The organism is Brucella haematophila (assembly GCF_005938105.1).
GTDB classification, from domain to species: Bacteria; Pseudomonadota; Alphaproteobacteria; order Rhizobiales; family Rhizobiaceae; genus Brucella; species Brucella haematophila.
On sequence record NZ_VCPE01000011.1, the window covers coordinates 1 to 23,642 of the forward strand.

Below are 23,642 nucleotides of genomic sequence, written 5' to 3' on the forward strand. Positions count from 1 at the left end.
TCACCGCAATCGTCAATGGCCATAAGCAGAGCCAAATCGACCAACTATTACCATGGAATTATACCGGCCCGGTGTGAGTGAGACACCGCTTACACCCAGACCAGTTCCGCCTCACTATCATAAGAGGCTATTCCGGCCTCAATGACCCTTTGAAGCCCCTTCCAAGCCCCTTCCAAGGGTATGCCAATATCCAGCGCAAGATACTCGATATTCAGCGGGTAAATGCCGATCATGGTTGAGTGGTGACTGGTCGTCAGGTGATAGTAGACCGCGATTGCCTCCAAATCACCGCGAAGCTTCTTCAGGTCGGTTTTCCAGATGGTCGGCGGGATAGACGCAAATGATCTCATCGGTTGTACCTCCGCATGAAGTCCTCATATGAGCGGTCGGCATGTTTGCAGGCCCAGAGCGCCAGCCATTGCCAGCAACGGTTACGAAACGTGTAGAAGAGCATCATTGATTGAACTCCGGGCTGTGCGGGTAAAGCTGCTTGAGGAATTCAAACTCCAACCGGTTCGATCGGTTAAGAACGTCGTTCCATGCGAACGAAAGGCGGTCCAGGTCATCGGGCATGATCTGCACCTTGTGCATATCGTCGTAACGGCTGGTGCTGCCGATTATGGTATCCAGCATTTCCGCGAGAATACCGGCCATGCACTTCAGATCGTGGAACTGGTATTCGATGGCCTTGAGATTGGAAATCGTGGCGTCTGGAGTGCTCATACTGATGCCCTCTTTTCTTCCACTAGCTTTTCCCAAAGACTGAAAACGTCCCGTGCCTTTTCCTGAGCTTCGAGGATTGAAAACGATATGGCCTCAGAGCGGTCATTGCTGCAAATGAGCAACTTATCGCTGGGGAAGCGCCTAATCTTTTCGATGGGCATCCCCTCCCAAACGACCTGAAGCATGTAGAGAAACGTCTTAAGCTCGCAGATCGGCGTTTCAAGATCGTACAAGCTCGGCACTCGCTGCCTTGCTTGGCTTGGAATTTCTGTGCTATTGGTATCCATGTTCTTCTTTCCTTGCTGGGTGAGGTGAACGTCGCCCGGATTTGAGGTTGCCGCCTCTGCCGGGCCTTTTGATTTCTGGGTCATTGTGATGCGCCTCCAATATTGGCGCGAAGTCCGAGGCTTGCAGCCAGCGGCGCAACTGGCACCACGATCCGGCCTCCAACTCTGATTGTCTGGAAATCGCCGCGCTTAGCGGCGTCGTATGATGCGCAACGGGCTAAGCCGAAAAACAACTTTCCTGCTTCGGTCACTGATATGGTTGGCTTGGTCAGAGCTTCTTCTAGCGTCATATCTGATCCTGTCTCTTTTAAGCGCTATCGGCGCTACTTGTGCCGATTTTTTATTGTTAAGAGATTTTTCATGCTTTCGCAATAGCTGTTGTGCTACTTGTGCCGATTTTGTATGAGTTAGTAACAGGAAGGGTGATGCTAATGGTCAAGCCGCGAGAAAACCGGGTTCCGATTATGATGTCAGACGACGAACTGACCGCTATCGATGACTGGCGATACGAGAACCGGATAAGCACACGTTCGGATGCAGTCAGACGATTGGTACAGATTGGGCTGAGGCTCGATAGGCACTTTGACGCGCTCTATGACAACTTGAATGACTTACGTGCTTTAATGCCGCGAATGATCGATAATCTGGATAACGCGGTGAATGGGGTTGATGATGAAGCCTATTCGACCCAGGCACTAACCCAAGTTCTCGTTACCTTTATGAACCAAGCCGAAGGGCAGAAGCGAATGATCAACCTTCTGTATGGTGTGCTGGGCGAGGCTGCGACCCTCAAAGACGCAAAGACTACAGCGCAGGCGATCCAAGAGGCTGATGAGGGTGCCGATAAATATTACACGAGTATCAAAGAGGTCCTTAAGCCGCTTGCTGAGAAGTGGAACGAGAGCAAATGAAAGGCCACATCCGTGAACGCTCGCCCGGTAAGTGGGCAATCGTCCTTGACGTTCCTGATCCCGAGACAGGCAAGCGCCGCCGCAAGTGGCACACGTTCCACGGCACCAAAAGGCAGGCCCAGGTCGAATGCGCCCGACTGGTTTCCGAACTTAATGGCGGGGTCTACATCGAGCCGGACAAAACCACACTCGCGGAGTTTCTGAAACGTTGGCTCACCCACGTAAAGCCTAGCGTTTCGAACAAGACCCATGAGCGATATACCGAACTCTGCGAACTGAACATCAAGCCGCTGCTTGGCGATGTCATTTTGAATAAGCTCAAAACTGAGCGCATCGACAACGCACTTTCAACGGCGATCGTTTCCGGCCGTGTTGATGGCAAAGGCGGTCTATCGCCAACCACAGTCCGGCATATTCGCCGTGTGCTTGTCATGGCGCTTGGTCAGGCCGTCACATGGGAATTGCTACTGAGAAACCCGGCCACGACTTCAAAGGCACCGAAGCAAGTTCGGAAGCCGATGGGCGCTTATGACGCCAACCAGACAGCGACACTGTTGAAGGCGATTGAAGGCAAACGACTTCACATGCCGGTGCTGCTGGCAGTGATGTGCGGAATGAGCGCGGGGAAATTGCAGCCCTGCGCTGGAAGCACATAGACTTCGAAGGATCACGGCTATTCGTGATCGAGAGCGCAGAGCAGACGAACAAAGAGGTTCACTACAAGGAACCAAAGTCTGGTAAGGGCCGTGTTGTCGACATTCCGGCTTCGGTCACGGCTGCATTGAAGGCGCATAGAGCGCGTCAGGCCGAAGAGCTATTGCCGCTGGGTGTTCGCCTTACTGATGAGACATTTATTGTGGCAGACGAGCAAGGAGAAGCTCTTGAGCCGCGCAAGCTGACAGACGCATGGAATAGACTGCGGAAAGGCCTCGCCCTGCCGCCGATCCGGCTTCACGATTTGCGTCATACCCATGCTACCCAAATGCTGGCAGCTGGGGTTCATCCGAAGATCGCGAGCGAGCGACTCGGACATTCTACAATCGCGATCACTCTCGACCTTTACAGCCATGTCATGCCGGGTATGCAAGCCAATGCTGCTGCCCAGATTGACGCGATGATTACGCGTGCTGTAGGAAAGAGGGGAAAATAAAATGGTAGCAATTGGGTAGCAAACTGCCCTCTGCTACCGTCGCCTGACACGAATTTATGTAATGAATTCAATATCTGGAAGGGATACATGCCCGGTGGCATGTCCGGACTTCAAATCCGGAAGGGGCCGATAGACGGTCTTTGGTGGGTTCGACTCCCATTCTCTTCCGCCAAGAACCCCATTTGATCTACCAAGCCGCAAACATCTCCAGCAAAGCTGCTTCACAACCTCGCTGGAGATACAGAAGATGGATCAGACGCGCTCAAGCGCGATGGCAATGCCCTGACCGACGCCAATGCACATAGTGGCGAGCGCATATTTGCCGCCGTTCAGCGACAGTTCCAGCGCCGCGGTGCCAGCAATGCGCGCGCCCGACATACCGAGCGGATGACCGAGCGCAATTGCGCCGCCATTCGGATTGACGCGGCTGTCGTCATCAGCAATGCCCAGCTCACGCAGCACGGCAAGGCCCTGCGAGGCGAAAGCTTCGTTCAGCTCGATCACGTCGAAAGCATCAGGTGCAATGCCGATGCGAGCGCTGAGCTTCTTGGTTGCCGGTGCCGGGCCAATGCCCATGATGCGCGGCGGCACACCAGCCGTCGCACCGCCCACGACGCGAGCAATAGGTGTGAGGCCATATTTCTTCACCGCGGCTTCCGAAGCAACGATCAATGCGGCAGCGCCGTCATTGACGCCCGATGCATTGCCCGCCGTGACCGTGCCGCCCTCGCGGAAAGGTGTCGGCAGCTTGGCCAGCGCTTCGATGCTGGTGGCACGCGGATGCTCGTCCTTGTCCACGACGATCGGATCACCCTTGCGCTGCGGAATGGTAACCGCCACGATTTCCTTGGCCAGACGTCCGTTGGCCTGCGCCTCAGCGGCCTTGTTCTGGCTGCGAACGGCAAACGCATCCTGATCAGCGCGCGAGACCTTATAATCTTCGGCAACGTTTTCGCCGGTTTCCGGCATGGAATCGACACCATATTGCTTCTTCATCAGCGGATTGACGAAGCGCCAGCCAATGGTGGTGTCGAAGATTTCCGCCTTGCGCGAAAAGGCGCTATCGGCCTTCGGCATGACGAAAGGCGCACGGCTCATGCTTTCCACACCGCCCGCAATCATCAGTTCCGCTTCGCCTGCCTTGATGGCGCGGGCAGCGGCGATAACCGCATCCATACCCGAACCGCATAGACGGTTGATCGTGGTGCCGGAGACGCTGACTGGAAGACCAGCCAGCAGCAGCGACATACGTGCGACATTGCGGTTGTCTTCGCCTGCCTGATTGGCCGAACCGAAGATGACGTCATCGACGGCTTCCCAATCGACGGAAGCGTTACGCTCCATAAGAGCCTTGAGGGGCACGGCGCCCAAATCATCGGCACGGACTGCGGAAAGCGCGCCACCATAACGACCGATGGGTGTACGGATGTAATCGCAAATATAGGCTTCGGTCATGACAGGCCTCACAATTCTGGAACAACGAGATCGGCAACAGGGCCATCGATATGCAGCTTCGCGCCGGTCATAGCCTGTAGCTCTTCCAGCGTCATCGCCGCAAGCTTTTCGCGCAGCACAAAGCGGCCCTTGTCGATGTCAACCACCGCATGGCTGGTATAGATGCGCGTGATGCAGCCGACGCCAGTCAGCGGAAAGGCGCATTTTTCGACCAGTTTCGGCTCGCCCTTCTTGGTGACATGTTCGGTGATGACCACCACCTGCTTGGCGCCATGGACAAGATCCATCGCGCCGCCGACGGCAGGCACACCCTTGGCGCCCACGCGCCAATTGGCCAGATCGCCGTTCTGCGCCACCTGATAGGCACCGAGGATCGCCACATCAAGATGACCGCCGCGCACCATGGCAAAGCTGTCGGCATGATGGAAGAAAGCCGCGCCCGGCTTCAGTGTCACAGCCTTTTTGCCGGCATTGATGAGATCCCAGTCTTCCTCACCTTCCGGCGGTGCTTCGCCGAAATCGAGAATACCGTTCTCGGTGTGGAAGATCGCTTCGCGGCCTTCCGGCTGATAGCGGGCAACCATTTCGGGAAAGCCGATGCCAAGATTTACATAAGCGCCGTCGGCAATATCCTGCGCCGCGCGCCAGGCAATCTGGGCGTTGGAAAGCTTGATGTCCTCACGTGTATCGACGGTCATACGTAGGCCACTCCTGCCCGAATGAGTTCTTCTTCCTGCTGCGGGTTTGCCACTTCGACAATGCTGTCGACGAAGATGCCCGGCGTGATGACATTTTCCGGCTCGATGCCGCCAAGCGGCACAATCTGGGATGCCTGCACGATGGTCTTGGCCGCAGCCATGCACATCAGCGGATTGAAGTTGCGCGCCGCCATACGGTAGTTGAGATTGCCGTGAATATCAGCCACATGCGCCTTGATCAGCGCAAAATCCGCCTTGAGCCAGCGCTCCTGCACGTAAGCGCGGCCATCGAATTCGGCGATCACCTTGCCATCGGCAAGCTCGGTGCCAAAAGCGGTTGGCGTATAGAAAGCCGGGATGCCTGCACCACCAGCGCGGATGCGTTCGGCGAGCGTTCCCTGCGGAACCAGCTCAAGCTCGATTTCTCCGGCCAGATACTTGTCGGTGAAGGCGCGCGGATCGGACGAACGCGGAAACGAACAGATCATCTTCCTGACCAGTCCCGCGTCGATCATGGCAGCGATGCCGATGCGACCGTTACCGGCATTGTTATTGATGACCGTCAGATTTTTCGACCCCTTGTCGATGAGCGCGTGAATGAGTTCAATCGGCGCGCCCGATCCACCAAACCCGCCGATCATCACGGTCGCGCCATCGCCGATACCGGCAACCGCTTCCGCAAGGCTTCCTATTGTCTTGTCCATATTCTTCTCCTCAGACGACCGCAGCGCCAAAGTCGGGCCGGGCGGTGCGCATGCCGAAAATCGGAAACCGTCTTTCAAAAATGCGCTCCAGATTGAATAAAACGACGCCCTCTCGACCACAATGATTTTGTGCGTTATGCTTACTTTGTTCGATAATCGCACAAATACGGAGGTTGCCCGCGTGCAGATCAAGGATCGCGACATGATGGGTGGACTGGCCAAGGGACTGAAAGTGATTGAGGCTTTTACCTTCGATCACCCACGGCTCAGCATTTCCGATGCAGCGGAACTATCCGGCTATGACCGCGCCACGACGCGTCGCTGCCTGCTGACACTAGCCGAGCTTGGCTATTGTGCTTATGACGGCAAATATTTCACGGTGACGCCGCGCATTCTGCGGCTCGGCACCGGGTGCCTCGCCTCCATGCCGCTTCCGCGTATCGTGCAGCCTTTTCTCGACCGCCTGTCGGATGAAATCCGCCAAAGCACTTCCGTCTCCATTCTTGATGAGACGGAAATTGTCTATGTCGCCCGCGCGGCGCAGCAGCGCGTCATGTCGGTGATGCTGATGCCGGGATCGCGATTGCCTGCCTATTGCACCTCGATGGGACGGGTGCTGCTCGCGGTCCTGCCCGATGCGGAAGCGCGTGAAACGCTGAATGCAAGCCAGCGCATCGCCCGCACGCCGCGGACGGAAACCGATCTGACGCGCATCATGGAAGAGCTGGCCCGCATCCGCGAGCAAGGCTATGCAGGCATCGATCAGGAAGTGGAAATCGGCCTGCGCTCCATGGCCGTACCACTTACCAACTTCCACGGGAAAGTGGTTGCCGCGCTCAATGTCGGCCTGGCTTTGACCGATGAACCGATGGCCGATGTCATCGAGCGCTATTTGCCCGCGCTGAAGGCGACGCAGGCGGAAATATCCCGCACTTTGCGCTAGAGCGGTTCCGGTTAAAACGGAATCGTGGAACCGCTCTATCCATTTGTTTTTACGCATTATCCTACGCAAAACCGCTACGCACTTTTGCTGGAAATGCTCTAATGAATTTCTAACAAAGACGAGCGCCGACCTGTTGCTACAGACCGGCGCTTGCTTGGTCAGCTTGCGGCGACTTCCGGCAAAGGCCTATCAACGACCATGGCATGATCGAGCACGCGTTGCAGATTGGCGGCATGGCGGAAACTCGGCTCCAGCCCAATGCCATCAGCCACGGCGCGGGCAAACCGCTGATAGTTGGTCTCGACAATACCGGCATCGATATCGCGCCAGACCGGTGTTTCGATATCCTCGCCGATAGAGCCGCGCAGGCTCGATCCGGTCGGCGTGTGAAGCACTTCCAGTGCGCCCTTGTCGCCATGAATGCGCAGACGCAACTCGTTCAGATGCCCGGTCGCCCAGCGGCTGGCATGAATGACCCCCAGCGCACCATTGGCGTATTCCGCCATCATGACGAAGCTGTCATTGGCATCCAGCACATATTCGCCGATATGGTCGTTGTCGGCCTTATCGAAGGTCTTCAGCCGTGCTGACGCCCGTTCCACGTCGCTGCCGATGGCATAGGATGCGAAGTCGAGAATGTGGATGCCGACATCGCCAAGAACGCCGTTCGACCCATGGCGGGTCGAAAGACGCCAGAGCCATTTGCTCTCGGTCTTCCAGTCACCCCATGCCTTCGACACCAGCCAGCTTTGCAGATAGGACGCCTCGAAATGGCGCACCTGCCCGATTTCTCCGGCGAGTACCATCTCGCGCGCCTTCTGCAAGGGCGCAACGTTGCGATAGGTCAGATTGACCATATTGACGACATTGGCCTGCTCGGCTGCATCGGCCATTTCAGCGGCCTTCTCATAGCTTTCCGCCAGCGGCTTTTCGCAAAAGACATGCTTGCCCGCCCCGACCAGCGTCAATGTGGTCGGGTGATGGATGGCGTCCGGCGTGACATTGGCGACCGCATCGAAGCGACCCCATTCCAGCGCATCTTCAAGCCGCGTGAAGCGGTTATGAATGTCGTGGTTTTCCGAAAACGCGTCGACACGTTCCGCCGACACATCACAGGCCGCAACCACCTCGACGCCCTCAATCGCCTTGAAGGCTTCGGCATGGTTTTTCGCCATGCCGCCAGTACCCAGAATAAGAAGACGCATCATGCACCTCAGCGATAACCGGCTTCACCGGCCTTGTGCAGCTTGGGCCCGCGCTCGACAATCGGCTCCAGCGCCTTTTCGACCGGAACATTCGGCGCGGTGTGGATGCCTGTCCATGCCGGCTGCGGATTATAAGCCCATTTGACCGAATTGCGCAGAACGGTCTGCACATTGGCATCGTGGTAGGTCGGGTAGGTTTCATGGCCGGGGCGGAAATAGAACACATTGCCCGCACCGCGACGCCAGGTCATGCCGGAACGGAACACTTCACCGCCCGCGAACCACGAAATGAACACCGTTTCCAGTGGTTCCGGCACGGAGAACTGTTCGCCATACATTTCCTCATTTTCGAGGACGAAATTCTCGTCCAGCCCTTGTGCAATCGGGTGACCGCGATTGACGACCCACACACGCTCACGCTCGCCCGCCTCGCGCCATTTGAGCGCGCAGGGCGTGCCCATGACGCGCTTGAAGATTTTGGAGAAATGGCCGGAATGGAGCACGATCAGCCCCATGCCCTCGAACACGCGCTTCGCCACGCGCTCCACCACCTCATCGCTGACGGCACCGTGATCCTTGTGCCCCCACCAGACCAGAACGTCGGTCTGGGCCAAGCGTGCTTCCGGCAAGCCATGCTCCGGTTCCTGCAAGGTGGCGGTCGTAGCACTGATGCCGCTGTCGGTGTTCAGTGCGTCGGCAATCGTGTTGTGCATGCCATTCGGATAGACCGAACGCACCGTTTCATTGATCTGCTCGTGGATGTTCTCACCCCAGACGATTGTGCGAATAGGCACGGATATTCTCCTTGCTGCGGGCGTCAAAGCCCGGTTGTCTCATGTGTCATTGAGCTTGGGAGGTCGACGTCAAACGGCGCGGCCCTTTTCATCGAAACGATGAACATTGTCCCCTGCCGGGGAAACCGAGAGCGTCTCGCCTGATTTGCGCACCGCGACGCCGCTTTCGCGGACCACCAGCGGTTCCTCCAGGCCGAGATCGATATAGACATAGGTATCGGAACCGAGGATTTCGGTGTGGATCACCTGACCGGTCCAGTGACCGCCTTCGGGAACAACGGCAAGATGCTCGGAACGCAAACCCACCGTGTGAGCACCGAAAGGCTCGGCATGTTTGCCGGTCAGGAAATTCATCTTCGGCGATCCGATGAACCCGGCGACGAAAAGCGAATTGGGCTTTTCGTAAAGCTCAAGCGGCGTACCGACCTGCTCCACGCGCCCATCGCGCAGCACACAGATACGATCCGCCAGTGTCATCGCCTCCACCTGATCATGTGTCACATAGATCATGGTGGTGTCTTCCATGCTCTGGTGGAGCTTGGCGATCTCAAGCCTTGTAGCCACACGTAGCGCCGCATCGAGGTTGGACAAGGGTTCGTCGAACAGGAAAACCTTCGGGTCGCGCACAATGGCCCGACCGATGGCCACGCGCTGGCGCTGACCGCCGGAAAGCTGGCGCGGCAACCGCTCCAGATAGGGCGACAGTTGCAGCATCTCCGCGGCCTTGTGAATGCGGCTTTTGCATTCGTCCTTGGTCTTGCCTGCAAGCTGCATACCGAAGGCCATATTCTCATAGACCGTCATATGCGGATAAAGCGCATAGGACTGGAACACCATGGCGATGCCGCGCTTCGAAGGGGTGAAGCTGTTGACCACCGTTCCATCGATGGCGAGGCTTCCCGATGAAATTTCCTCCAGTCCCGCAATCAGGCGCAGCAAGGTGGACTTGCCGCAACCGGATGGGCCGACAAAGACCATGAACTCGCCGGGGCGGATATCCATATCGACGCCCTTGATGACATCAAAATTGCCGAAAGATTTGCGCACATCGCGCAATTGAAGTTCTGCCATAACCTTACTCCTAGCCCTTTACGCCACCCGCCGTCAGACCGGAGACGATCCGCCGCTGGAAGATGAGCACGAGGATGACGAGGGGAACCGTGACAATGACCGAAGCCGCCATGATGTTGCCCCAGGGGATTTCGAACTGACTGCTGCCCGACAAAAGCGCGATCGCCACAGGCACGGTGCGCTGGCCGCCGGACGAGGTGAAGGTGAGCGCGAACAGGAACTCGTTCCATGCGGAGATGAAGGCGAGCAGACCTGTCGTCACCAGTGCGGGCCACATGAGTGGCATGAACACTCGCGTTATGATGACCCAAGGCGATGCCCCGTCGACAATGGCCGCTTCTTCGATCTCCATCGGCAGATCGCGCATGAAGGTGGTTAGCACCCACACGGTGAATGGCAGTGTGAAGATCATGTAGGAGAAGATCAGCGCCAGCGGCGTATTGAAAATGCCGAGGAAACGGATCAACTCGAACAGGCCGGCCAGAACAGCAATCTGCGGAAACATCGACACCGAGAGAATGGTGAGCAGCAACAACCCCCTGCCCCGGAAACGCACCCGCGCCAACGCATAGGCCGCTGTTATTGCAAGCAAAAGCGAAATTGCCACCACCACCGTTGCCACCAGCAGCGAATTGCCGAGACTGCGCAGGAAGCTGCCCTGCGTCAGCACGCTGGTATAGTTTTCAATCGAGAAATTGGTGGGCCAGTAATCGACCTGAAACAGCGCTGTTCCCGATTTCACACTGGTGATGATCGCATAATAGAACGGGAACACCGCGACCAGAATGATGATTGCAACGAGGAGATAGAAGCCAGCTAACTTTATATAGTGCATCCTCTACTCTCCCCTGCTGGCAATGTTCACACGTCCGAAGAACATGTAGAGCAAGGTGATGCCTGCGATGATGAGGAACAGCATTGTCGATGCCGCCGCACCATAGGCAAACTTGTCGAAATCGAACAGATTTTCACGCGCAAAGACCGACATGGTCTTTGTTTGCGCATTGTTGGGCGTCAGCACATAGATCAGATCGAAAATGCGCAGCGCATCGAGCATGCGGAAGATGATCGCCACCATCAGCGCCGGGCGTATCAGCGGCAGCGTCACCCGCCAGAACACTTTCAGCGGATGCACGCCATCGATCTTCGCCGCTTCATAAATATCCGTCGGCACCATTTGCAGACCGGCCAGAATTAGCAGCGCCATGAAGGGCGTCGTCTTCCAGACATCGACAATCAGAACCGCAATCATCGCCGTATCCGGATTGGCAGTCCACGCGATCTTCTGGCTGATAAGCCCCAGATTGAGCAGTATGTGATTGAGAATGCCGAACTGGTCGTTGAGCATCCAGTGCCAGATCTTGGCCGAAACAATGGTGGGGATCGCCCACGGGATCAGGATCGCCGCACGCACCAGACCTCGCCCCGGAAAATTGGCATTGAGTACCAGCGCCACGATCAAGCCGAATATGGTTTCCAGACTGACCGAGAGCAGCGTGAACTTGATGGTGTTCCAGACGGCGCCCCACCATGCGGGGTCGGCAAGAAGGCCACGATAGACGGTGCGTCCGCTCTTCAGCGTGATCCAGTTGAGATAATTACTGAAGCCGACGAATTCTGCCGAGCCAAGACTGGTCAGCGAAGCATTGGTAAAACTGAAATAGATGGTTCTAAGCAATGGCCACCCGGCCACCAGCGCCAGCACAAACAGCGTGGGGGCGAGAAAAATCCAAGCAGACCGGATGCGCTGACTGCGCAAATCGGAGTGAACACGCACCCTTTGAGGCGATGCTTCCGCAATATCGAGAGAAGTCTCTGTCATGATCCAGCTCTGGTCCTGCTCAGAGGAATATGAGCGTTCGGGTTGCCCACCTTGGGGGCGGGGCTTGGGAGGACAACCCGAACGCGGCTTGATCGGTCCTTACCAGCCAGAACCTTCCAGCTCAGTCAGCTCGACCTCAAGCATTTCGAGATTCTCCGCAGCGGTTCCGTTGCCGGAGAGTGTCTTGTGAACCGCCGTCCAGAATTTTGACGACACTTCGTTATACTTAACCTTTGTTGCAGCCGATGGCCGTGGCACGGCGTTCTGGAAAATGGGTTTCCAGTTGGCCATGAAGGGCTGTGCGGCGATGACATCCTTGTCATCGTAAAGCGCTTCAATGGTCGGCAGACGCGAAATCTCGACCGCCTGCACCTTCTGCACTTCCGGTGATGCCAGATATTTGACCAATGCGATGGCCGCATCCTGCTTGGTCGAATATTTGGACACGGCAAGGTTCCAGCCGCCAAGCGTAGAGGATGGTGCATCCCCATCGGCACCGGCGGGCAGTGGAGCAACGTCGAACTTGCCCTTCACGCCGCTATCCGCGCTGTTGCCCAGCGCATAGGCATAAGGCCAGTTGCGCATGAAGACGGCATTGCCGGTCTGCCAGACACCGCGCGATTCCTCTTCCTGATAGGCAAGCGCGCCTTGCGGCGAGATAGAACCGATCCAGCCCTTTGCGCGTTCAATCGCTGCGGCCGCCTTCTCATTGTTGATCGAAATCGTGCCGTCCGCCTCAACGATCTGACCGCCACCCGACGATTTGATCCACTCGAGCGCGTTGCAGGTCAGCCCTTCATAGGCATTACCTTGAAAGACGAAGCCCCAGAGATCGGACTTACCGTCAGCCCGCTCCTTGTCCATGATTTCCTTGGCGGTTGCCGTCATTTCATCCCAGGTCTTGGGGACAGGCTTGCTGTATTTTTCGAGGAGATCCTTGCGGTAGAACAGCGCTGGCGCATCCGTGTAAAACGGCAGGGCGACGAGCTTGCCGTTGACGGTCTGCGACGCGATGATCGACGCAAAATGTGTTCCCGTCACATCTTTTGTGGCCTCGGTCAGATCGACAAACTGGTCGGACAATTGCGGCGCCCAGACCACGTCGGTCTGATAGACGTCGATATCCGCATTGCCTGCGGCCAGCCACAAGCGATACTGGCTGAACTGCTCGCTTGAGGACGACGGCATGGACACGATATTGACCTTGTTGCCGGTATCCTTCTCGAACTTGACGATCTGATCCTGCAAGAACTTGATATTGTTGCCGGTCGAATTGGCAGCAATCGAAATCTCGACAGCCTGCGCGCTGACCGTTGCAAAGCCCAATGCCAAACAGGCAGCGAGCACACCCTTTAATGGTTTCATTGTTCCCTCCTCCCATCCATTCTGTAAGCGGATTATTAAAATCGAAAACGGTTTGGATGACAAAAAGTTGCAGAGGACCGCATTTCTGTCAAGCGACAGATTCTTACAGATCGGGAACTTCGATAGTTTTCTTTAAAAAGCATAGATATTTCAATTGTATATATGGATGAGTGCATTTTCTATAAATCGAGCATCAACCATCTCTAACTTGATTCTATGCTTCATTTTGAAACAAACTTGAAAGCGGTTTGGATTTGTTGCACAATGATAATTAGTCACGCCGTCTTCGGGCTGCGAGCTGATTGTTAAACGCAAGGAAGCGGCTATAATCCGCGGCCTTGCCTGCCTTTAAACTCGACATACCAAATGAAACTTCGCGAATTTGCCAAACAACTGGGGCTTTCAGCCACGACCGTCAGTCGTGCTCTAAGCGGCTATCCTGAAGTCGCCGAAAGCACACGCAAGCGGGTGATGGATGAAGCCGTGCGCCTTGGTTACCGCCCCAATGAAAATGCGGTGCGGCTTGCAACCGGGCGCGCCGGTGCCATCGGCGTTGTGATGGGCCGCAACAGCGAATTTCATTTCGCCGAATTCATGCGCGGCATGGCCGAACGGCTCAGTCAGGACGAAGTCGACATTCTCGTCAGCCCCATTTCCCATAATGGCACCGACGACGAAGTTCAGATTTGCCGTCGGCTCGCCACCAGCCGCCGGGTCGATGCGATCATCGTGACCTCCCCGAAGCCGAATGACGAACGCATCCGCCTGCTGCACGAACTCGGCATGCCGTTTCTGGTGCACGGGCGTTCGGAAACCGACATCCCGCATGCTTGGCTCGACATCGACAATGAAGGCGCGGTCTGTCGCTCGACGGCCCATCTGCTCGATCTCGGCCACCGTCGCATTGCGATGATCAATGGGCGCTACGGCTTTACATTCTCACTCCATCGCGACGAAGGTTATCGCAAGGCGCTGGAAAGCAGGGGCATCCCCTTCGATCCGGAACTGGTGGAACATGGCGATTTCACCGACGAAATCGGCTATCGTCTTGCCATCAAGCTTCTGGAGCGCACCCCGCGCCCAACAGCCTTTGTTGCCGGATCGATGATGACGGCGCTTGGCATCTATCGGGCGGCGCGGTCGTTCGGGCTGACCATCGGCAAGGACATTTCGGTCATTGCCCATGACGACGTGATCTCGTTCCTGAGCGCGGAGAATATGGTGCCGTCGCTGACAGCAACACGCTCCTCCATGCGGGCGGCGGGCAAGCGCTGCGCCGACCTTCTTATGGACATGCTCGACGGGCATGCCGCGAGTGATATTCACGAACTTTGGCCGGTGGAACTGATCCTGCGGGATTCCGCCACGCGCGCGCCCGAAAGCAGCTGAACGCCAGATGCGGAGAAAACTGTAACGGTCTTTCTCCAGACATCCGGCATCAGATAACGACTATTCTGCAGCAAGGGCTGCGGCGTCTTCCGCTTCTTCCAGTTCACGCACCAGCGGGATGACATGCTTGCCGAAATATTCGACCTCTTCCTGAAAGTGCAGGAAGCCAAGCAGAATAAGATCAGCCCCAGCCCGCTTCAGCCCGACAACACGTTCCGCTACCTGCTGTGGCGTGCCGATCAGGTTGGAACGGAAGCCATCATTATATTGCACAAGATCGTCGAAGCTGGACTTCGCCCAGTTGCCCTCGCCTTCCGGTGAGGATTTGCCTGCATTCTTCACTTCGTGACCGAAGGCCTTGACCGCTTCCGGATTGGCCTTCTCGACAATCTCGGCCAAGACGGCTTTCGCCTCTTCTTCCGTGTCACGCACGATGGCAAAAGCATTGACGCCGATACGAACCGAATGGTTGTTTTCCCTCGCTTTGGTCTGGATATCGTCAACCTGTTTGGCGATTTCTTCCGGCGAGTTGCCGTTGGTGAAATACCAGTCGGACACGCGCGATGCCATATCGCGTGCTGCACGCGACGAACCGCCCTGGAAAATCTCCGGCTGCGGATCGATTGGCTTGGGCTTCAAGGAGTAGTTGTTGAAGCGATAGAAATCGCCGTGGAAGGAATAGCTGTCCTCGGTCCAGATGCCCCGCAGCGCGCGAATGAATTCTTCCGAACGGCGATAACGCTCATCATGGTCGTACCACGGCTCGCCAATGGCATGGAACTCGCCACGGAACCAGCCGCTGACAATATTGACCGCAACACGACCATTGGTGAGGTGATTGATCGTGGCAATCTGTTTGGCGGCAAGCGCCGGGTTCCACGGTCCAGGCAGAAGAGCAGCAATCACCTTCAGCGTCTTGGTGGATTCGAGCAGCGCATGGCTGAATGACACCGATTCATGCTGGAACTCAGCACCGTAACCCGCCGTAAAGCGGATCTGGCTCAGCGCATATTCAAACCCGTTGGCCTCAGCGATTTGCGCGAGCTTGCGGTTATACTCGATCGTCCAGCTGGTGCGCTGTTCAATATTCGAGATGACGAGGCCACCAGAAACATTCGGGACCCAATAGGCGAATTTCAAGGGATTTCGGCTGCGTTCGGTCATGGCTCAACTCCATAGGTCATCGTCAATTGGTGGTGCCCCCACAGGCAAAATGCGCAAAATCACGTCTTGCAGAACATATTGTCTATGGTTTTAGTGAAGTATCAAACACGACTATTCCAAAGTGCGAACCATCTTTGAAATGACAATCCAGCCAGAGGCTGCACGAACAAACGTAATGGCTGGCCAAGCGGAAGATGTTGAAAACGACAATATAAAACCGGCCTGTAAGGACTACGCATTGCGCATCAGGGCCTTTGTTGTGCTATCCCGACGCGGTAAAATACGCGAGACTTGAGTAGATTTGCTGTAATCTCCGTCATGAGACTGACAGAAGATTCGATTACTTAGTCGGGAAGGCGTTATCGGGGCTGCCAATAAGGAGTACGCCATTGGCCGAAATCGAACTGAAGCTCGAAATTTCCCCTGCCGATCTTGAAAAGGTCGCTCTGTCCAGTCTTTTGGGGCAACCAGCTGCGACACTGGAATTGCACTCAGTTTATTTCGACACCGGCGATTGCCGGCTCTTCGATAATGGCTTCACCTTGCGTATCCGCCGTTCTGGCGACAAAAGCATTCAAACCGTGAAGGCGACCGGTTCCAACGCATCGCTTTTCGCCAGATCCGAGTGGGAAACCCCGGCCAAGACGAACACACCCGTCTTTGACTATAATAGCCCGCTTCTCAACCGGTTCGGCCCGATCGAGCGCGATCTCATCGTGCAGTTTGAAGTCGTTACCAATCGCCGCATCTGGAATCTGACCGAGAGCACGACGAGCATCGAAGTGGCAGCCGATTCCGGCATCGTGATCGCTGGCGACCGACAAGCGCCGTTTCACGAAATCGAGCTTGAACTGAAAGGCGGAGAGCCGAGACAGCTCTTCGCGCTCGCCCGCAAGGTCAATGCAATTGTCCCGGTTAAGATCGGCGCTCAATCCAAATCAGAGCGCGGCTACCGGCTGTTATCGGCTATGCGCAGCGCAGCGAAGGCGGAAGCCATCGATCTGGAGCAACGGCTGAACGCAGGTGAGAGCTTCAGGATGATCGCGCTGTCCTGTTTCCGCCAGTTCCGGCTGAACGAAACCTTGCTGCTGCAAAGGGGCAATGCCGGCAGCCTGCATCAGGCGCGCGTTGCCATGCGACGGCTGCGCTCGGCGCTGTCTCTGTTCAGGCCTCTGCTTGATGAAAACGGCAAGCGGTTTTCGGACGAATTCGGCTGGCTTGCCAATACACTTGGCGAGACCCGCAATCTGGATGTGCTTTTGTTGAAGACCGTCGATGGCGAACTGCGAGAAAAACTCGAAGCCGCACGCAAAAACTCTTACGATGAGATTGTCGAAGCACTGGGTTCAGCCCGGAGCCGAGCACTGATGCTCGACTTCAACGAATGGCTGCTTTGCGGTGATTACGCCAAACACCCGGACTGTGAAAAGCCTGTCGAAGACTTCGCTGCAAAAGCGCTCGACCGGATGCGCAAGAAGCTCAAGAAGCACGGTCGCGATCTTTCCGGGATCGATGACGAGCACAGGCATGAGGCGCGCAAAGACGCCAAGAAACTACGCTATGCCGCAGAATTCTTCGCGCCGCTGTTTGCCGACAAGCGTGGGCTGCGCCGGTACAAGAACTTCAACAAGGCCATGGAAGCCCTGCAAGACCGGCTGGGTTCACTGAACGATCTGGCGATAGGCCATGACGTGCTGAAAAAATATGGCATCGAAGAAACGCCTGAGGCTCAGAAGCTGATCTTCTATGCCGATAAGAGTCAGTTGATTGATAAAGCCCAAACCGCTCTTGATGACGTTCTCGATGCCAAGAAATTCTGGCGTTAAGTCGGGGTCAAAACATCGCTGTGGAAGCGTCGATCACACCCGATGATTGAAGATATTCAACGGCCTCAAAAGCTGGTTTGGCGGCGAAGAACACAAGTCCGTCCATCAATGTGACATAGACCCTGCGTGGCACGACATCCAGGGTTGTCGAGTCACGATAGATGGAGAATTTCGGCCAGAAACGCGGCACTTCCCGCAGATAGGCCGCATAGGGCTCGCCGAACATGCCCTCCAGGTGTTTTTCTTCCCGGTGAATGACGAGCTGAAACAGCACCGCGCATCCAAGGGCGAAGATCAGTCCGACGACAACGCTGCCGGATTGCAACCCCACACCGCCAGCGGCAATGGCCGAGAAGACATAAAGCGGATTGCGGCTGATGGAATAGGGACCCTGGCGAACCAGTTCCGACGACTTCTTGCCGCCGATATAAAGTGTACACCACAGTCTCCCGACAATGCCCGCGAGAATGAGGAATATCCCGACCACCTCAATGGTTTCGTGGGTTTCTCCGATCCAGGCAGACTTCACCTGCGTCAGTGCGAGAAATGCGAGAAGCACGGCTGCGCCAACCCAAAGGCGTCTGAAATACTGAAACTTGCTCAAGGTCATTTTTTGCAAACCTATGCCGAAAGATGTTCAAAGAGAATGGACGTGCCGAGAGCACATAGCACCACCGCAGCTGCCACCTCGGCAAACTTGCCGAACTTGGCGCCGATTACCTTGCCGATCATCAGTCCCATCGTGGACATGATAAATGTCGCACAGCCGATGGCCAATGAAATCGCGATAATACCCTGCAAGCCAATGCCGAGGAAAGCAAGCGACAGGCCGACAGCCATCGCATCGATGCTGGTGCCAACCGCCGTCGCCAACAGGACGAGGAACGAGCCTCCCTGGGGCCTCTCATCCGCGTCGTCATCCTTGGGCCAGATCACCGTGTAAAGCATATGCAGACCGACCGCTGACAACAGGCCGAATGCCAGCCAGTGATCGATTTGCGAAACCCAGTCGCTGGCCAGAATACCAGCCACCCAGCCGAGAAACGGGGTGATGGCTTCGACAACGCCAAAAACAATGCCGGTGCGCAACGCCTCGGAAAGTCGGGGGCGGTTCAAGGCGGTGCCACGCCCGACAGAAACTGCAAATGCATCGACCGACATGCTGACGGACAGAAAAAATACCGTGATGGGGGACATCATGTCTGCTCAGACGGAGGATTGGCCGGGCAACAAAGGCCATCCGTCCGTCGGCGGATGGCTGATACCACGGTCTTGCCGGGCCGTTAAACGGCTGATCACGCCACGCTTTTCAGCGATTGTGTTGACGTGATCCCACTTGATCTCAGCGCCGCTGTAATGGGCCGCGCTTCGGTGGTGGCTACTCCCCGATGCGGCTTATCTATTTGCAACTGGAAAAATTGTCAAGCAATATCAATGTGTTGAATGATTATGATAAGCATTTGCAATTAGAGAAATTATAAAAGCACTACAGGACATTGATGCGTTTTTAATATTTTGAACGGTGTGGTCGTCTCGAATTTATATGCGCCCGGTCGTAAGTTTTTCGCATCGCCACCGGTTCGATTGAGCCGAAGCGAGGGGGAGAATCCACCCGAAACGCGGAGACAAATGATTATGGCTTATGATGAACTCAAAACGAGGCTTTGTGGTGTAACAACTGCGCTTGTCACGCCGTTTCGCAGTAGCGAAGTCGATTACCGCGCCTTTGCCGATCTCATAAACTGGCAAATCGGAGAAGGCATCCATGCGCTCTCGCCGTGTGGCACCACCGGCGAAGCGCCGACATTGAACACAGCCGAAAAAATCCGTCTCATCAAAACCTGCGTCGAGGTTTCGGCCAGACGCGTGCCAGTCATCGCCGGGACCGGAACGAACGACACGCTCTCGACCATCGCCCTGACCAGTGCGGCCGCCGCATGCGGCGCCGATGCCGCGCTTATCGTGACGCCCTATTATAACCGCCCCTCTCAGGAAGGGCTTTATCGCCACTTTGAGGCGGTCGCAAACAATACCCAGATTCCGATCATACTCTACAATGTGCCCACCCGAACCGGTGTCGACCTGTCGCTGGACACCATCGAACGACTTTGCAAACATCCCGCGATCATCGGCATTAAGGACGCCACCGGCGATCTGGACAGGCCCAAGCGTCTCATCCGTCGTCTGGGAAGCCGGCTTATCCAGCTTTCAGGCCATGATACGACCTCCACAGCATTCAATCTGGAGGGTGGTGACGGCACAATATCGGTGATCTCAAACGTAGTACCAGCCGCGATGGTTGCTATCCACAATGCCTGCCAGCGCAACGATGGCTGTAGCGCGCGCTCACTCGCCTTTGCACTCAAGCCGCTTTTGACGGCACTGGAGCAAGACACCAACCCGGTTCCTATCAAATATGCGCTGCATCACATGCGCGGTCTGTCGCCTGAAGTGCGGTTGCCGCTTGTCACGACGAATGACGAGACCACGGCCTCTATTCGCCGTGCACTTGCCGCACTCGATCCCGATGTGCATCCAATCGTGCCCCTGCGCGATATTGATGGCAACAGCCGCACGCAATTGGCGGTCGTTCCCCGCTGACACATCCCCCGAAATGATACATGAGGCATAACCATCATGACCAGCATCCCGAACACTGTAGTCCCGGAACAACGGGCCAGATTTGCCGTTAGTCAGGACAAGCGAGGCCAATGGGTCGTGTTTGACAGGCTTGGCCTGACCGGCGGATTGTTTACCGACCGTGAAACTGCGCTTCGTTTTGCGAAGAGAGCTTGCCGCACCGCATCAGACACGGCCTGCCTCTCGTCCGGTCCTGTCGCGTCGGATGCGATCTTCGGCAAGAAATCGACGCTCTTGAGACTGGTCCAATAGGCAGCACTTTGGCTCGCCAATTTCAGCGAATTCGCGCCCGGATTTACCCATGCGGGCCGTCCTTTCCAGACCAATACACACCAGCCTGTTCACGCATTTCACACGTCCTCCATGCCCTATCGCCTCTCATTGTTGCTGGCGTGCTGGCATGGGTATTGACCAATATTTTCTCGCCGTCGTGAGACGGAGCCGAACGCGCCGCTTCGTTCAAGCAATCGGGGTTTGCACCGGGCAGCAGCTTCGTAAACCGCCAATAATGATGCGCGAATCGTAAAGTGACTTTGTCAGTTTCCCCTATCATATTGTTCCCAACAAAAAACAAAGGGGAGAGATGATGAAGAAGCTCAATCACTTGCTGGTGGCGGGTATCGCAATCCTGTCCGCTGCTCCGGCTTTTGCAGCCGAGGCAGAATCCTGTAAAGCGCCGAAATTCTCGGATGTTGGTTGGACCGACATCACCGCAACCACGGCGCTCGCATCGCTTTTGCTTGAAAAGGCTGGATACCAGCCTCAGACGACAATTCTCTCAGTGCCGGTGACATTCCAGTCACTGGAAAATGGCCAGATCGATATTTTCCTTGGAAACTGGATGCCCCTTCAGGAAGAAGTGCGCAAACCCTATCTCGAAGGAAAGAAAATCGAGCAAGCCGGTATTAATCTCGAAAATGCGAAAATCGGCCTTGCGGCAACGGGCAAGGATCTGGGCATCAAGACCTATGCCGACATAGCAAAATTCAAGGACCAACTCGGCGGAAAGATCTACGGTATTGAAGCGGGCAGCAGCGCCAATGCAACGATCCAGTCAATGATCGAGAAGAACAATTTCGACCTCAAGGATTTCCAGCTGGCAGAATCGAGCGAACAGGCGATGCTGTCACAGGTGCAAAACGCCGTGCGCAAAGATGAGCCGGTGGTGTTCTTCGCATGGACCCCACATCCGATGAATATTCGCTACAAGCTCACCTATCTGGAAAACGGTGATAATCTCTTTGGCCCCAATGACGGTGCCGCAACCGTCGAGACGCTGACCCGCAAGGGCTATGCCACCGATTGCCCGAATGTCTCGCATTTTCTGTCGAAGTTGAAGTTCACGACCGAGATGGAAAGCACCATGATGAACATGATCCTCAATGACGGCATGGAAGCCAAGGATGCCGTCACGAAATGGATCAAGGAGAACCCGGCACAGCTCGACGCTTGGCTCGACGGCTTCAATACTTTTGACGGCAAGCCAGCACTCGCTGAAGTGAAGTCCGGCCTCGGCTTATAATATTTATTAAGCCGCGAAACTATTTTTGCCGCAACTTGCTCGGCGCCTGTCCGAAATGCCGCTTGAAAGCGCGGGAGAGCGAACTGATCGACGAAAAGCCGGTCTGTTCAGCCGTATCCGCCATTGAAAGATGCGTATCGAGGATGAGGCGTCGAGCAGCCTTGAGCCGAAGCGACAGATAATAATTGCCAGGCGATTGCCCGATCACATTGGCAAACAGCATTTCAAGACTGCGCGTCGAAAGACCAAGCCTTCTGGCAATCCGGGTCACTGGTATAGGCCGGTCGATATGGTTCTCCATAATCTTGATGGCATCGGCCAGTCGCGGCTCCCGGTTCAAAAGCCGCCCCAGCGAGACCAGTGGCTGCGCATCCGAAGCCTGCCGCACCTCGTCATAGACATAGAGGCTCGCAACATCGAGCGCGATGGAATAGCCGTGCCGGGCGCGGATCAGCGCCAGCATCATGTCGAGCGCGGGAGCCGCACCACCTGTTGTCAGAAAAGTGCCGTCGCGCACCCAGCGGTCCGACTGCATTTCCACATCCGGGAAACGCTGGGAGAAAGCTTCCAGATCCTCCCAATGGGTAGTGGCTTTCCTGCCATTGAGAAGCCCGGCCTTTGCCAACACCCATGAACCCGCTTCGACACCGATCACCAGTTGGGACTGTTTGGCGGCCTGACGCAACTGCCCAAGAAGCTTTGGGGTTGCGTGTTCCAGCGCATGAAATGCGCTGACGATAATCAGGATATCCTGCGGCGTCGCTTCAAATTTCCCATTCACACCAACCTTCAGGCCGCTTGAGGTGATGGGGTCGCTTCCATCCGGAGACACCACCCGCCACGAATAGAGCGAACGACCCGTCACGCGGTTGGCGCCGCGCATCGGGTCGAGTGTTGCGGCCAATGACATGAGCGAGCAATCCGGCAAAACCAGCAGGGTGACAGACAGTTGTTCATCGGATGGTTCAAAGATCACGTGCTTCGCTCTTCGCCAAACTAATTTCGTAAAATGATAATCTCAGCAATCTGCGACCTGTCAAGCTCGACAAAAATCGAGGGAAATCACCATGCCTTTGCAGCCCACTCGCGAAACCTTCATCACAGCCGCCGTTACTGGCGCTGGCGCTACCACACATCGCTCCAACAAGGTGCCGATCACGCCAAGGCAGATCGCGGACGCCGCGATTGAAAGCGCTAAAGCAGGTGCCGCAATCGCGCATATCCATGTGCGCGATCCAGAAACAGGCGAGCCATCGCGCAAGGTCGAACTGTTCAGCGAAGTGGTCGATCATATACGCGCTTCCGGCGTGGATATCGTGCTTAACCTGACCGCAGGCGTCGGCGGCGATCTTGTCTTCGGTTCTGCCGAAGCGCCTCTGCCACCGGATGCGTCGAAGACCGATATGGCGGGCGCGACAGAGCGCCTTGCGCATGTCGCAGCACTTCTGCCGGAAATCTGCACGCTTGATTGCGGCACCATGAATTTCGGCGAAGGCGACTATGTGATGACCAACACCCCTGCCATGCTGAAAGAAATGGCAGCGCAAATTCAACATTTGGGCGTGCGCCCGGAAATCGAAATTTTCGACACAGGTCACCTGCCATTGGCCCAATGGCTGCAACAGCAAGGCCTGCTTGACGACCCGGTGATGGTGCAATTGTGCATGGGCATTCCATGGGGCGCACCGGATGATCTCGCGACGCTGGTGTCCATCCTCCACAATCTGCCGGATAACTGGATATTCTCAGCATTTTCCATTGGTCGTAACCAATTGCCTTATGCAGCACTTGCGGTGCTCGCTGGCGGCAATATCCGCGTCGGCCTCGAAGACAATATCTGGCTCGAAAAGGGCGTGCTCGCTTCCAATGGCGATCTGGTGGAACGCGCCAGAAACATCGCCGTCAATATGGGGTCAAAGATACTGACGCCCGGTGAAGTTCGCGAAAAGCTCAAGCTCAAGAAGCGTTGGTGA

27 protein-coding genes, 1 tRNA gene and 1 riboswitch are annotated in these 23,642 nt (G+C 56.1%); of the genes, 11 read left to right on the forward strand and 17 right to left on the reverse strand.

The window, feature by feature from the left end; translation table 11 throughout:
• Nucleotides 1-89: 89 nt before the first annotated feature.
• From FGI60_RS16290 to FGI60_RS16305, 4 genes are all read right to left on the reverse strand, one after another.
• Complete coding sequence (locus FGI60_RS16290; RefSeq protein WP_138786090.1) at nucleotides 90-350, reverse strand: hypothetical protein; 261 nt, start codon at nucleotides 348-350, stop codon at nucleotides 90-92.
• A 103-nt stretch (nucleotides 351-453) separates the two neighbouring features.
• Nucleotides 454-723 carry a hypothetical protein gene (locus FGI60_RS16295; RefSeq protein ID WP_138786091.1) on the reverse strand — a complete coding sequence of 90 codons (270 nt, stop codon included), beginning with the start codon at nucleotides 721-723 and terminating at the stop codon, nucleotides 454-456.
• The gene (locus tag FGI60_RS16300; protein ID WP_138786092.1) at nucleotides 720-1,094 is read right to left on the reverse strand and encodes a hypothetical protein; all 375 of its coding nucleotides are present in this window, start codon (nucleotides 1,092-1,094) and stop codon (nucleotides 720-722) included. Before FGI60_RS16300 ends, FGI60_RS16295 begins: the two co-directional genes overlap by 4 nt.
• Nucleotides 1,091-1,300 carry a hypothetical protein gene (locus FGI60_RS16305; protein WP_138786093.1) on the reverse strand — a complete coding sequence of 70 codons (210 nt, stop codon included), beginning with the start codon at nucleotides 1,298-1,300 and terminating at the stop codon, nucleotides 1,091-1,093. The genes FGI60_RS16300 and FGI60_RS16305 overlap by 4 nt, the downstream gene beginning before the upstream one ends.
• A 141-nt stretch (nucleotides 1,301-1,441) precedes the next feature.
• Here FGI60_RS16305 and FGI60_RS16310 point away from each other — a divergent pair, with 141 nt between their 5' ends.
• The 4 genes from FGI60_RS16310 (at nucleotide 1,442) to FGI60_RS16320 (ending at nucleotide 3,243) form a co-directional block, all read left to right on the forward strand.
• The gene (locus tag FGI60_RS16310) at nucleotides 1,442-1,921 is read left to right on the forward strand and encodes a hypothetical protein (RefSeq protein WP_171058788.1); all 480 of its coding nucleotides are present in this window, start codon (nucleotides 1,442-1,444) and stop codon (nucleotides 1,919-1,921) included.
• Nucleotides 1,918-2,577 carry a tyrosine-type recombinase/integrase gene (locus FGI60_RS26420; RefSeq protein WP_210238447.1) on the forward strand — a complete coding sequence of 220 codons (660 nt, stop codon included), beginning with the start codon at nucleotides 1,918-1,920 and terminating at the stop codon, nucleotides 2,575-2,577. The genes FGI60_RS16310 and FGI60_RS26420 overlap by 4 nt, the downstream gene beginning before the upstream one ends.
• Nucleotides 2,578-2,600: 23 nt before the next feature.
• Nucleotides 2,601-3,071, forward strand: coding sequence for a site-specific integrase (locus FGI60_RS26425; RefSeq protein ID WP_235889835.1), 471 nt, complete (start codon nucleotides 2,601-2,603; stop codon nucleotides 3,069-3,071).
• 76 nt (nucleotides 3,072-3,147) lie between these two features.
• Nucleotides 3,148-3,243 (forward strand) — tRNA-Sec (locus FGI60_RS16320).
• A gap of 80 nt (nucleotides 3,244-3,323) precedes the next feature.
• Here FGI60_RS16320 and pcaF read toward each other — a convergent pair.
• The 3 genes from pcaF to FGI60_RS16335 are packed head-to-tail and all read right to left on the reverse strand — an operon-like array spanning nucleotide 3,324 to nucleotide 5,928.
• Nucleotides 3,324-4,526, reverse strand: a complete 1,203-nt coding sequence (gene pcaF / locus FGI60_RS16325; protein WP_138786095.1) for a 3-oxoadipyl-CoA thiolase — start codon at nucleotides 4,524-4,526, stop codon at nucleotides 3,324-3,326.
• 8 nt (nucleotides 4,527-4,534) lie between these two features.
• A complete protein-coding gene (locus FGI60_RS16330; protein ID WP_078338305.1) occupies nucleotides 4,535-5,224 on the reverse strand; it encodes a CoA transferase subunit B in 690 nt (229 codons plus the stop codon).
• The gene (locus tag FGI60_RS16335; RefSeq protein ID WP_138786096.1) at nucleotides 5,221-5,928 is read right to left on the reverse strand and encodes a 3-oxoacid CoA-transferase subunit A; all 708 of its coding nucleotides are present in this window, start codon (nucleotides 5,926-5,928) and stop codon (nucleotides 5,221-5,223) included. Before FGI60_RS16335 ends, FGI60_RS16330 begins: the two co-directional genes overlap by 4 nt.
• A 136-nt stretch (nucleotides 5,929-6,064) precedes the next feature.
• Between FGI60_RS16335 and FGI60_RS16340 the strand changes: the two genes are divergently transcribed.
• Nucleotides 6,065-6,871, forward strand: coding sequence for an IclR family transcriptional regulator domain-containing protein (locus FGI60_RS16340; RefSeq protein ID WP_374843515.1), 807 nt, complete (start codon nucleotides 6,065-6,067; stop codon nucleotides 6,869-6,871).
• 158 nt (nucleotides 6,872-7,029) lie between these two features.
• Here the strand turns inward: FGI60_RS16340 and FGI60_RS16345 are convergent, their stop codons facing one another.
• From FGI60_RS16345 to FGI60_RS16365, 6 genes are all read right to left on the reverse strand, one after another.
• The gene (locus FGI60_RS16345) at nucleotides 7,030-8,076 is read right to left on the reverse strand and encodes a Gfo/Idh/MocA family protein (RefSeq protein ID WP_138786244.1); all 1,047 of its coding nucleotides are present in this window, start codon (nucleotides 8,074-8,076) and stop codon (nucleotides 7,030-7,032) included.
• Nucleotides 8,077-8,084: 8 nt separating this feature from the next.
• The gene (locus FGI60_RS16350; RefSeq protein WP_138786098.1) at nucleotides 8,085-8,870 is read right to left on the reverse strand and encodes a ThuA domain-containing protein; all 786 of its coding nucleotides are present in this window, start codon (nucleotides 8,868-8,870) and stop codon (nucleotides 8,085-8,087) included.
• 69 nt (nucleotides 8,871-8,939) lie between these two features.
• Nucleotides 8,940-9,941, reverse strand: coding sequence for an ABC transporter ATP-binding protein (locus FGI60_RS16355; RefSeq protein WP_138786099.1), 1,002 nt, complete (start codon nucleotides 9,939-9,941; stop codon nucleotides 8,940-8,942).
• 10 nt (nucleotides 9,942-9,951) lie between these two features.
• Nucleotides 9,952-10,776 (reverse strand): carbohydrate ABC transporter permease, encoded by an 825-nt coding sequence (locus tag FGI60_RS26540; protein WP_235889836.1) that lies wholly within the window; start codon nucleotides 10,774-10,776, stop codon nucleotides 9,952-9,954.
• Between the two features lie 3 nt (nucleotides 10,777-10,779).
• On the reverse strand, nucleotides 10,780-11,763 hold the full coding sequence (locus FGI60_RS26545; protein ID WP_235889837.1) for a carbohydrate ABC transporter permease: 984 nt from the start codon (nucleotides 11,761-11,763) through the stop codon (nucleotides 10,780-10,782).
• Between the two features lie 99 nt (nucleotides 11,764-11,862).
• Nucleotides 11,863-13,128, reverse strand: coding sequence for an ABC transporter substrate-binding protein (locus FGI60_RS16365; RefSeq protein ID WP_138786100.1), 1,266 nt, complete (start codon nucleotides 13,126-13,128; stop codon nucleotides 11,863-11,865).
• A gap of 366 nt (nucleotides 13,129-13,494) precedes the next feature.
• Here FGI60_RS16365 and FGI60_RS16370 point away from each other — a divergent pair, with 366 nt between their 5' ends.
• Entirely contained in the window at nucleotides 13,495-14,517 is a 1,023-nt protein-coding gene (locus FGI60_RS16370) for a substrate-binding domain-containing protein (protein ID WP_138786101.1), read from the forward strand.
• A 60-nt stretch (nucleotides 14,518-14,577) separates the two neighbouring features.
• Here the strand turns inward: FGI60_RS16370 and sfnG are convergent, their stop codons facing one another.
• Nucleotides 14,578-15,681: a dimethylsulfone monooxygenase SfnG gene (gene sfnG, locus FGI60_RS16375; protein ID WP_138786102.1), complete on the reverse strand. Its 1,104-nt coding sequence runs from the start codon at nucleotides 15,679-15,681 to the stop codon at nucleotides 14,578-14,580.
• A gap of 389 nt (nucleotides 15,682-16,070) precedes the next feature.
• On the opposite strand from sfnG, the gene FGI60_RS16380 reads away from it, so the two are divergent.
• On the forward strand, nucleotides 16,071-17,507 hold the full coding sequence (locus FGI60_RS16380; protein ID WP_235889838.1) for a CYTH and CHAD domain-containing protein: 1,437 nt from the start codon (nucleotides 16,071-16,073) through the stop codon (nucleotides 17,505-17,507).
• Nucleotides 17,508-17,514: 7 nt separating this feature from the next.
• Here FGI60_RS16380 and FGI60_RS16385 read toward each other — a convergent pair whose 3' ends face one another.
• Together FGI60_RS16385 and FGI60_RS16390 are read right to left on the reverse strand one after the other, a co-directional pair.
• Nucleotides 17,515-18,117, reverse strand: a complete 603-nt coding sequence (locus FGI60_RS16385) for a methyltransferase family protein (RefSeq protein ID WP_138786104.1) — start codon at nucleotides 18,115-18,117, stop codon at nucleotides 17,515-17,517.
• Nucleotides 18,118-18,128: 11 nt separating this feature from the next.
• Complete coding sequence (locus FGI60_RS16390) at nucleotides 18,129-18,704, reverse strand: manganese efflux pump MntP (RefSeq protein ID WP_138786245.1); 576 nt, start codon at nucleotides 18,702-18,704, stop codon at nucleotides 18,129-18,131.
• Nucleotides 18,705-18,784: 80 nt separating this feature from the next.
• Nucleotides 18,785-18,906: riboswitch (yybP-ykoY riboswitch) on the reverse strand.
• A 236-nt stretch (nucleotides 18,907-19,142) separates the two neighbouring features.
• Here FGI60_RS16390 and dapA point away from each other — a divergent pair.
• The 3 genes from dapA to choX all read left to right on the forward strand — a co-directional run bounded on the left by dapA (nucleotide 19,143) and on the right by choX (nucleotide 21,669).
• On the forward strand, nucleotides 19,143-20,108 hold the full coding sequence (gene dapA / locus FGI60_RS16395) for a 4-hydroxy-tetrahydrodipicolinate synthase (protein ID WP_138786105.1): 966 nt from the start codon (nucleotides 19,143-19,145) through the stop codon (nucleotides 20,106-20,108).
• 36 nt (nucleotides 20,109-20,144) lie between these two features.
• Nucleotides 20,145-20,399: a hypothetical protein gene (locus FGI60_RS16400; RefSeq protein ID WP_138786106.1), complete on the forward strand. Its 255-nt coding sequence runs from the start codon at nucleotides 20,145-20,147 to the stop codon at nucleotides 20,397-20,399.
• 334 nt (nucleotides 20,400-20,733) lie between these two features.
• On the forward strand, nucleotides 20,734-21,669 hold the full coding sequence (gene choX / locus FGI60_RS16405; protein ID WP_138786246.1) for a choline ABC transporter substrate-binding protein: 936 nt from the start codon (nucleotides 20,734-20,736) through the stop codon (nucleotides 21,667-21,669).
• 19 nt (nucleotides 21,670-21,688) lie between these two features.
• Here the strand turns inward: choX and FGI60_RS16410 are convergent, their stop codons facing one another.
• Nucleotides 21,689-22,645, reverse strand: coding sequence for a GlxA family transcriptional regulator (locus FGI60_RS16410; RefSeq protein ID WP_138786107.1), 957 nt, complete (start codon nucleotides 22,643-22,645; stop codon nucleotides 21,689-21,691).
• A 91-nt stretch (nucleotides 22,646-22,736) separates the two neighbouring features.
• Here FGI60_RS16410 and FGI60_RS16415 point away from each other — a divergent pair, with 91 nt between their 5' ends.
• A complete protein-coding gene (locus FGI60_RS16415; protein WP_138786108.1) occupies nucleotides 22,737-23,642 on the forward strand; it encodes a BKACE family enzyme in 906 nt (301 codons plus the stop codon).

Coding starts and splice junctions, on each gene's coding strand:
- FGI60_RS16290 (WP_138786090.1), bottom strand. CDS start 350: ATGAGATCATTTGCGTCTATCCCGCCGACCATCTGGAAAACCGACCTG.
- FGI60_RS16295 (WP_138786091.1), bottom strand. CDS start 723: ATGAGCACTCCAGACGCCACGATTTCCAATCTCAAGGCCATCGAATAC.
- FGI60_RS16300 (WP_138786092.1), bottom strand. CDS start 1,094: ATGACCCAGAAATCAAAAGGCCCGGCAGAGGCGGCAACCTCAAATCCG.
- FGI60_RS16305 (WP_138786093.1), bottom strand. CDS start 1,300: ATGACGCTAGAAGAAGCTCTGACCAAGCCAACCATATCAGTGACCGAA.
- FGI60_RS16310 (WP_171058788.1), top strand. CDS start 1,442: ATGGTCAAGCCGCGAGAAAACCGGGTTCCGATTATGATGTCAGACGAC.
- FGI60_RS26420 (WP_210238447.1), top strand. CDS start 1,918: ATGAAAGGCCACATCCGTGAACGCTCGCCCGGTAAGTGGGCAATCGTC.
- pcaF (WP_138786095.1), bottom strand. CDS start 4,526: ATGACCGAAGCCTATATTTGCGATTACATCCGTACACCCATCGGTCGT.
- FGI60_RS16330 (WP_078338305.1), bottom strand. CDS start 5,224: ATGACCGTCGATACACGTGAGGACATCAAGCTTTCCAACGCCCAGATT.
- FGI60_RS16335 (WP_138786096.1), bottom strand. CDS start 5,928: ATGGACAAGACAATAGGAAGCCTTGCGGAAGCGGTTGCCGGTATCGGC.
- FGI60_RS16340 (WP_374843515.1), top strand. CDS start 6,065: ATGCTTACTTTGTTCGATAATCGCACAAATACGGAGGTTGCCCGCGTG.
- FGI60_RS16345 (WP_138786244.1), bottom strand. CDS start 8,076: ATGCGTCTTCTTATTCTGGGTACTGGCGGCATGGCGAAAAACCATGCC.
- FGI60_RS16355 (WP_138786099.1), bottom strand. CDS start 9,941: ATGGCAGAACTTCAATTGCGCGATGTGCGCAAATCTTTCGGCAATTTT.
- FGI60_RS26540 (WP_235889836.1), bottom strand. CDS start 10,776: ATGCACTATATAAAGTTAGCTGGCTTCTATCTCCTCGTTGCAATCATC.
- FGI60_RS26545 (WP_235889837.1), bottom strand. CDS start 11,763: ATGACAGAGACTTCTCTCGATATTGCGGAAGCATCGCCTCAAAGGGTG.
- FGI60_RS16365 (WP_138786100.1), bottom strand. CDS start 13,128: ATGAAACCATTAAAGGGTGTGCTCGCTGCCTGTTTGGCATTGGGCTTT.
- FGI60_RS16370 (WP_138786101.1), top strand. CDS start 13,495: ATGAAACTTCGCGAATTTGCCAAACAACTGGGGCTTTCAGCCACGACC.
- sfnG (WP_138786102.1), bottom strand. CDS start 15,681: ATGACCGAACGCAGCCGAAATCCCTTGAAATTCGCCTATTGGGTCCCG.
- FGI60_RS16385 (WP_138786104.1), bottom strand. CDS start 18,117: ATGACCTTGAGCAAGTTTCAGTATTTCAGACGCCTTTGGGTTGGCGCA.
- FGI60_RS16390 (WP_138786245.1), bottom strand. CDS start 18,704: ATGTCCCCCATCACGGTATTTTTTCTGTCCGTCAGCATGTCGGTCGAT.
- dapA (WP_138786105.1), top strand. CDS start 19,143: ATGGCTTATGATGAACTCAAAACGAGGCTTTGTGGTGTAACAACTGCG.
- FGI60_RS16400 (WP_138786106.1), top strand. CDS start 20,145: ATGACCAGCATCCCGAACACTGTAGTCCCGGAACAACGGGCCAGATTT.
- choX (WP_138786246.1), top strand. CDS start 20,734: ATGAAGAAGCTCAATCACTTGCTGGTGGCGGGTATCGCAATCCTGTCC.
- FGI60_RS16415 (WP_138786108.1), top strand. CDS start 22,737: ATGCCTTTGCAGCCCACTCGCGAAACCTTCATCACAGCCGCCGTTACT.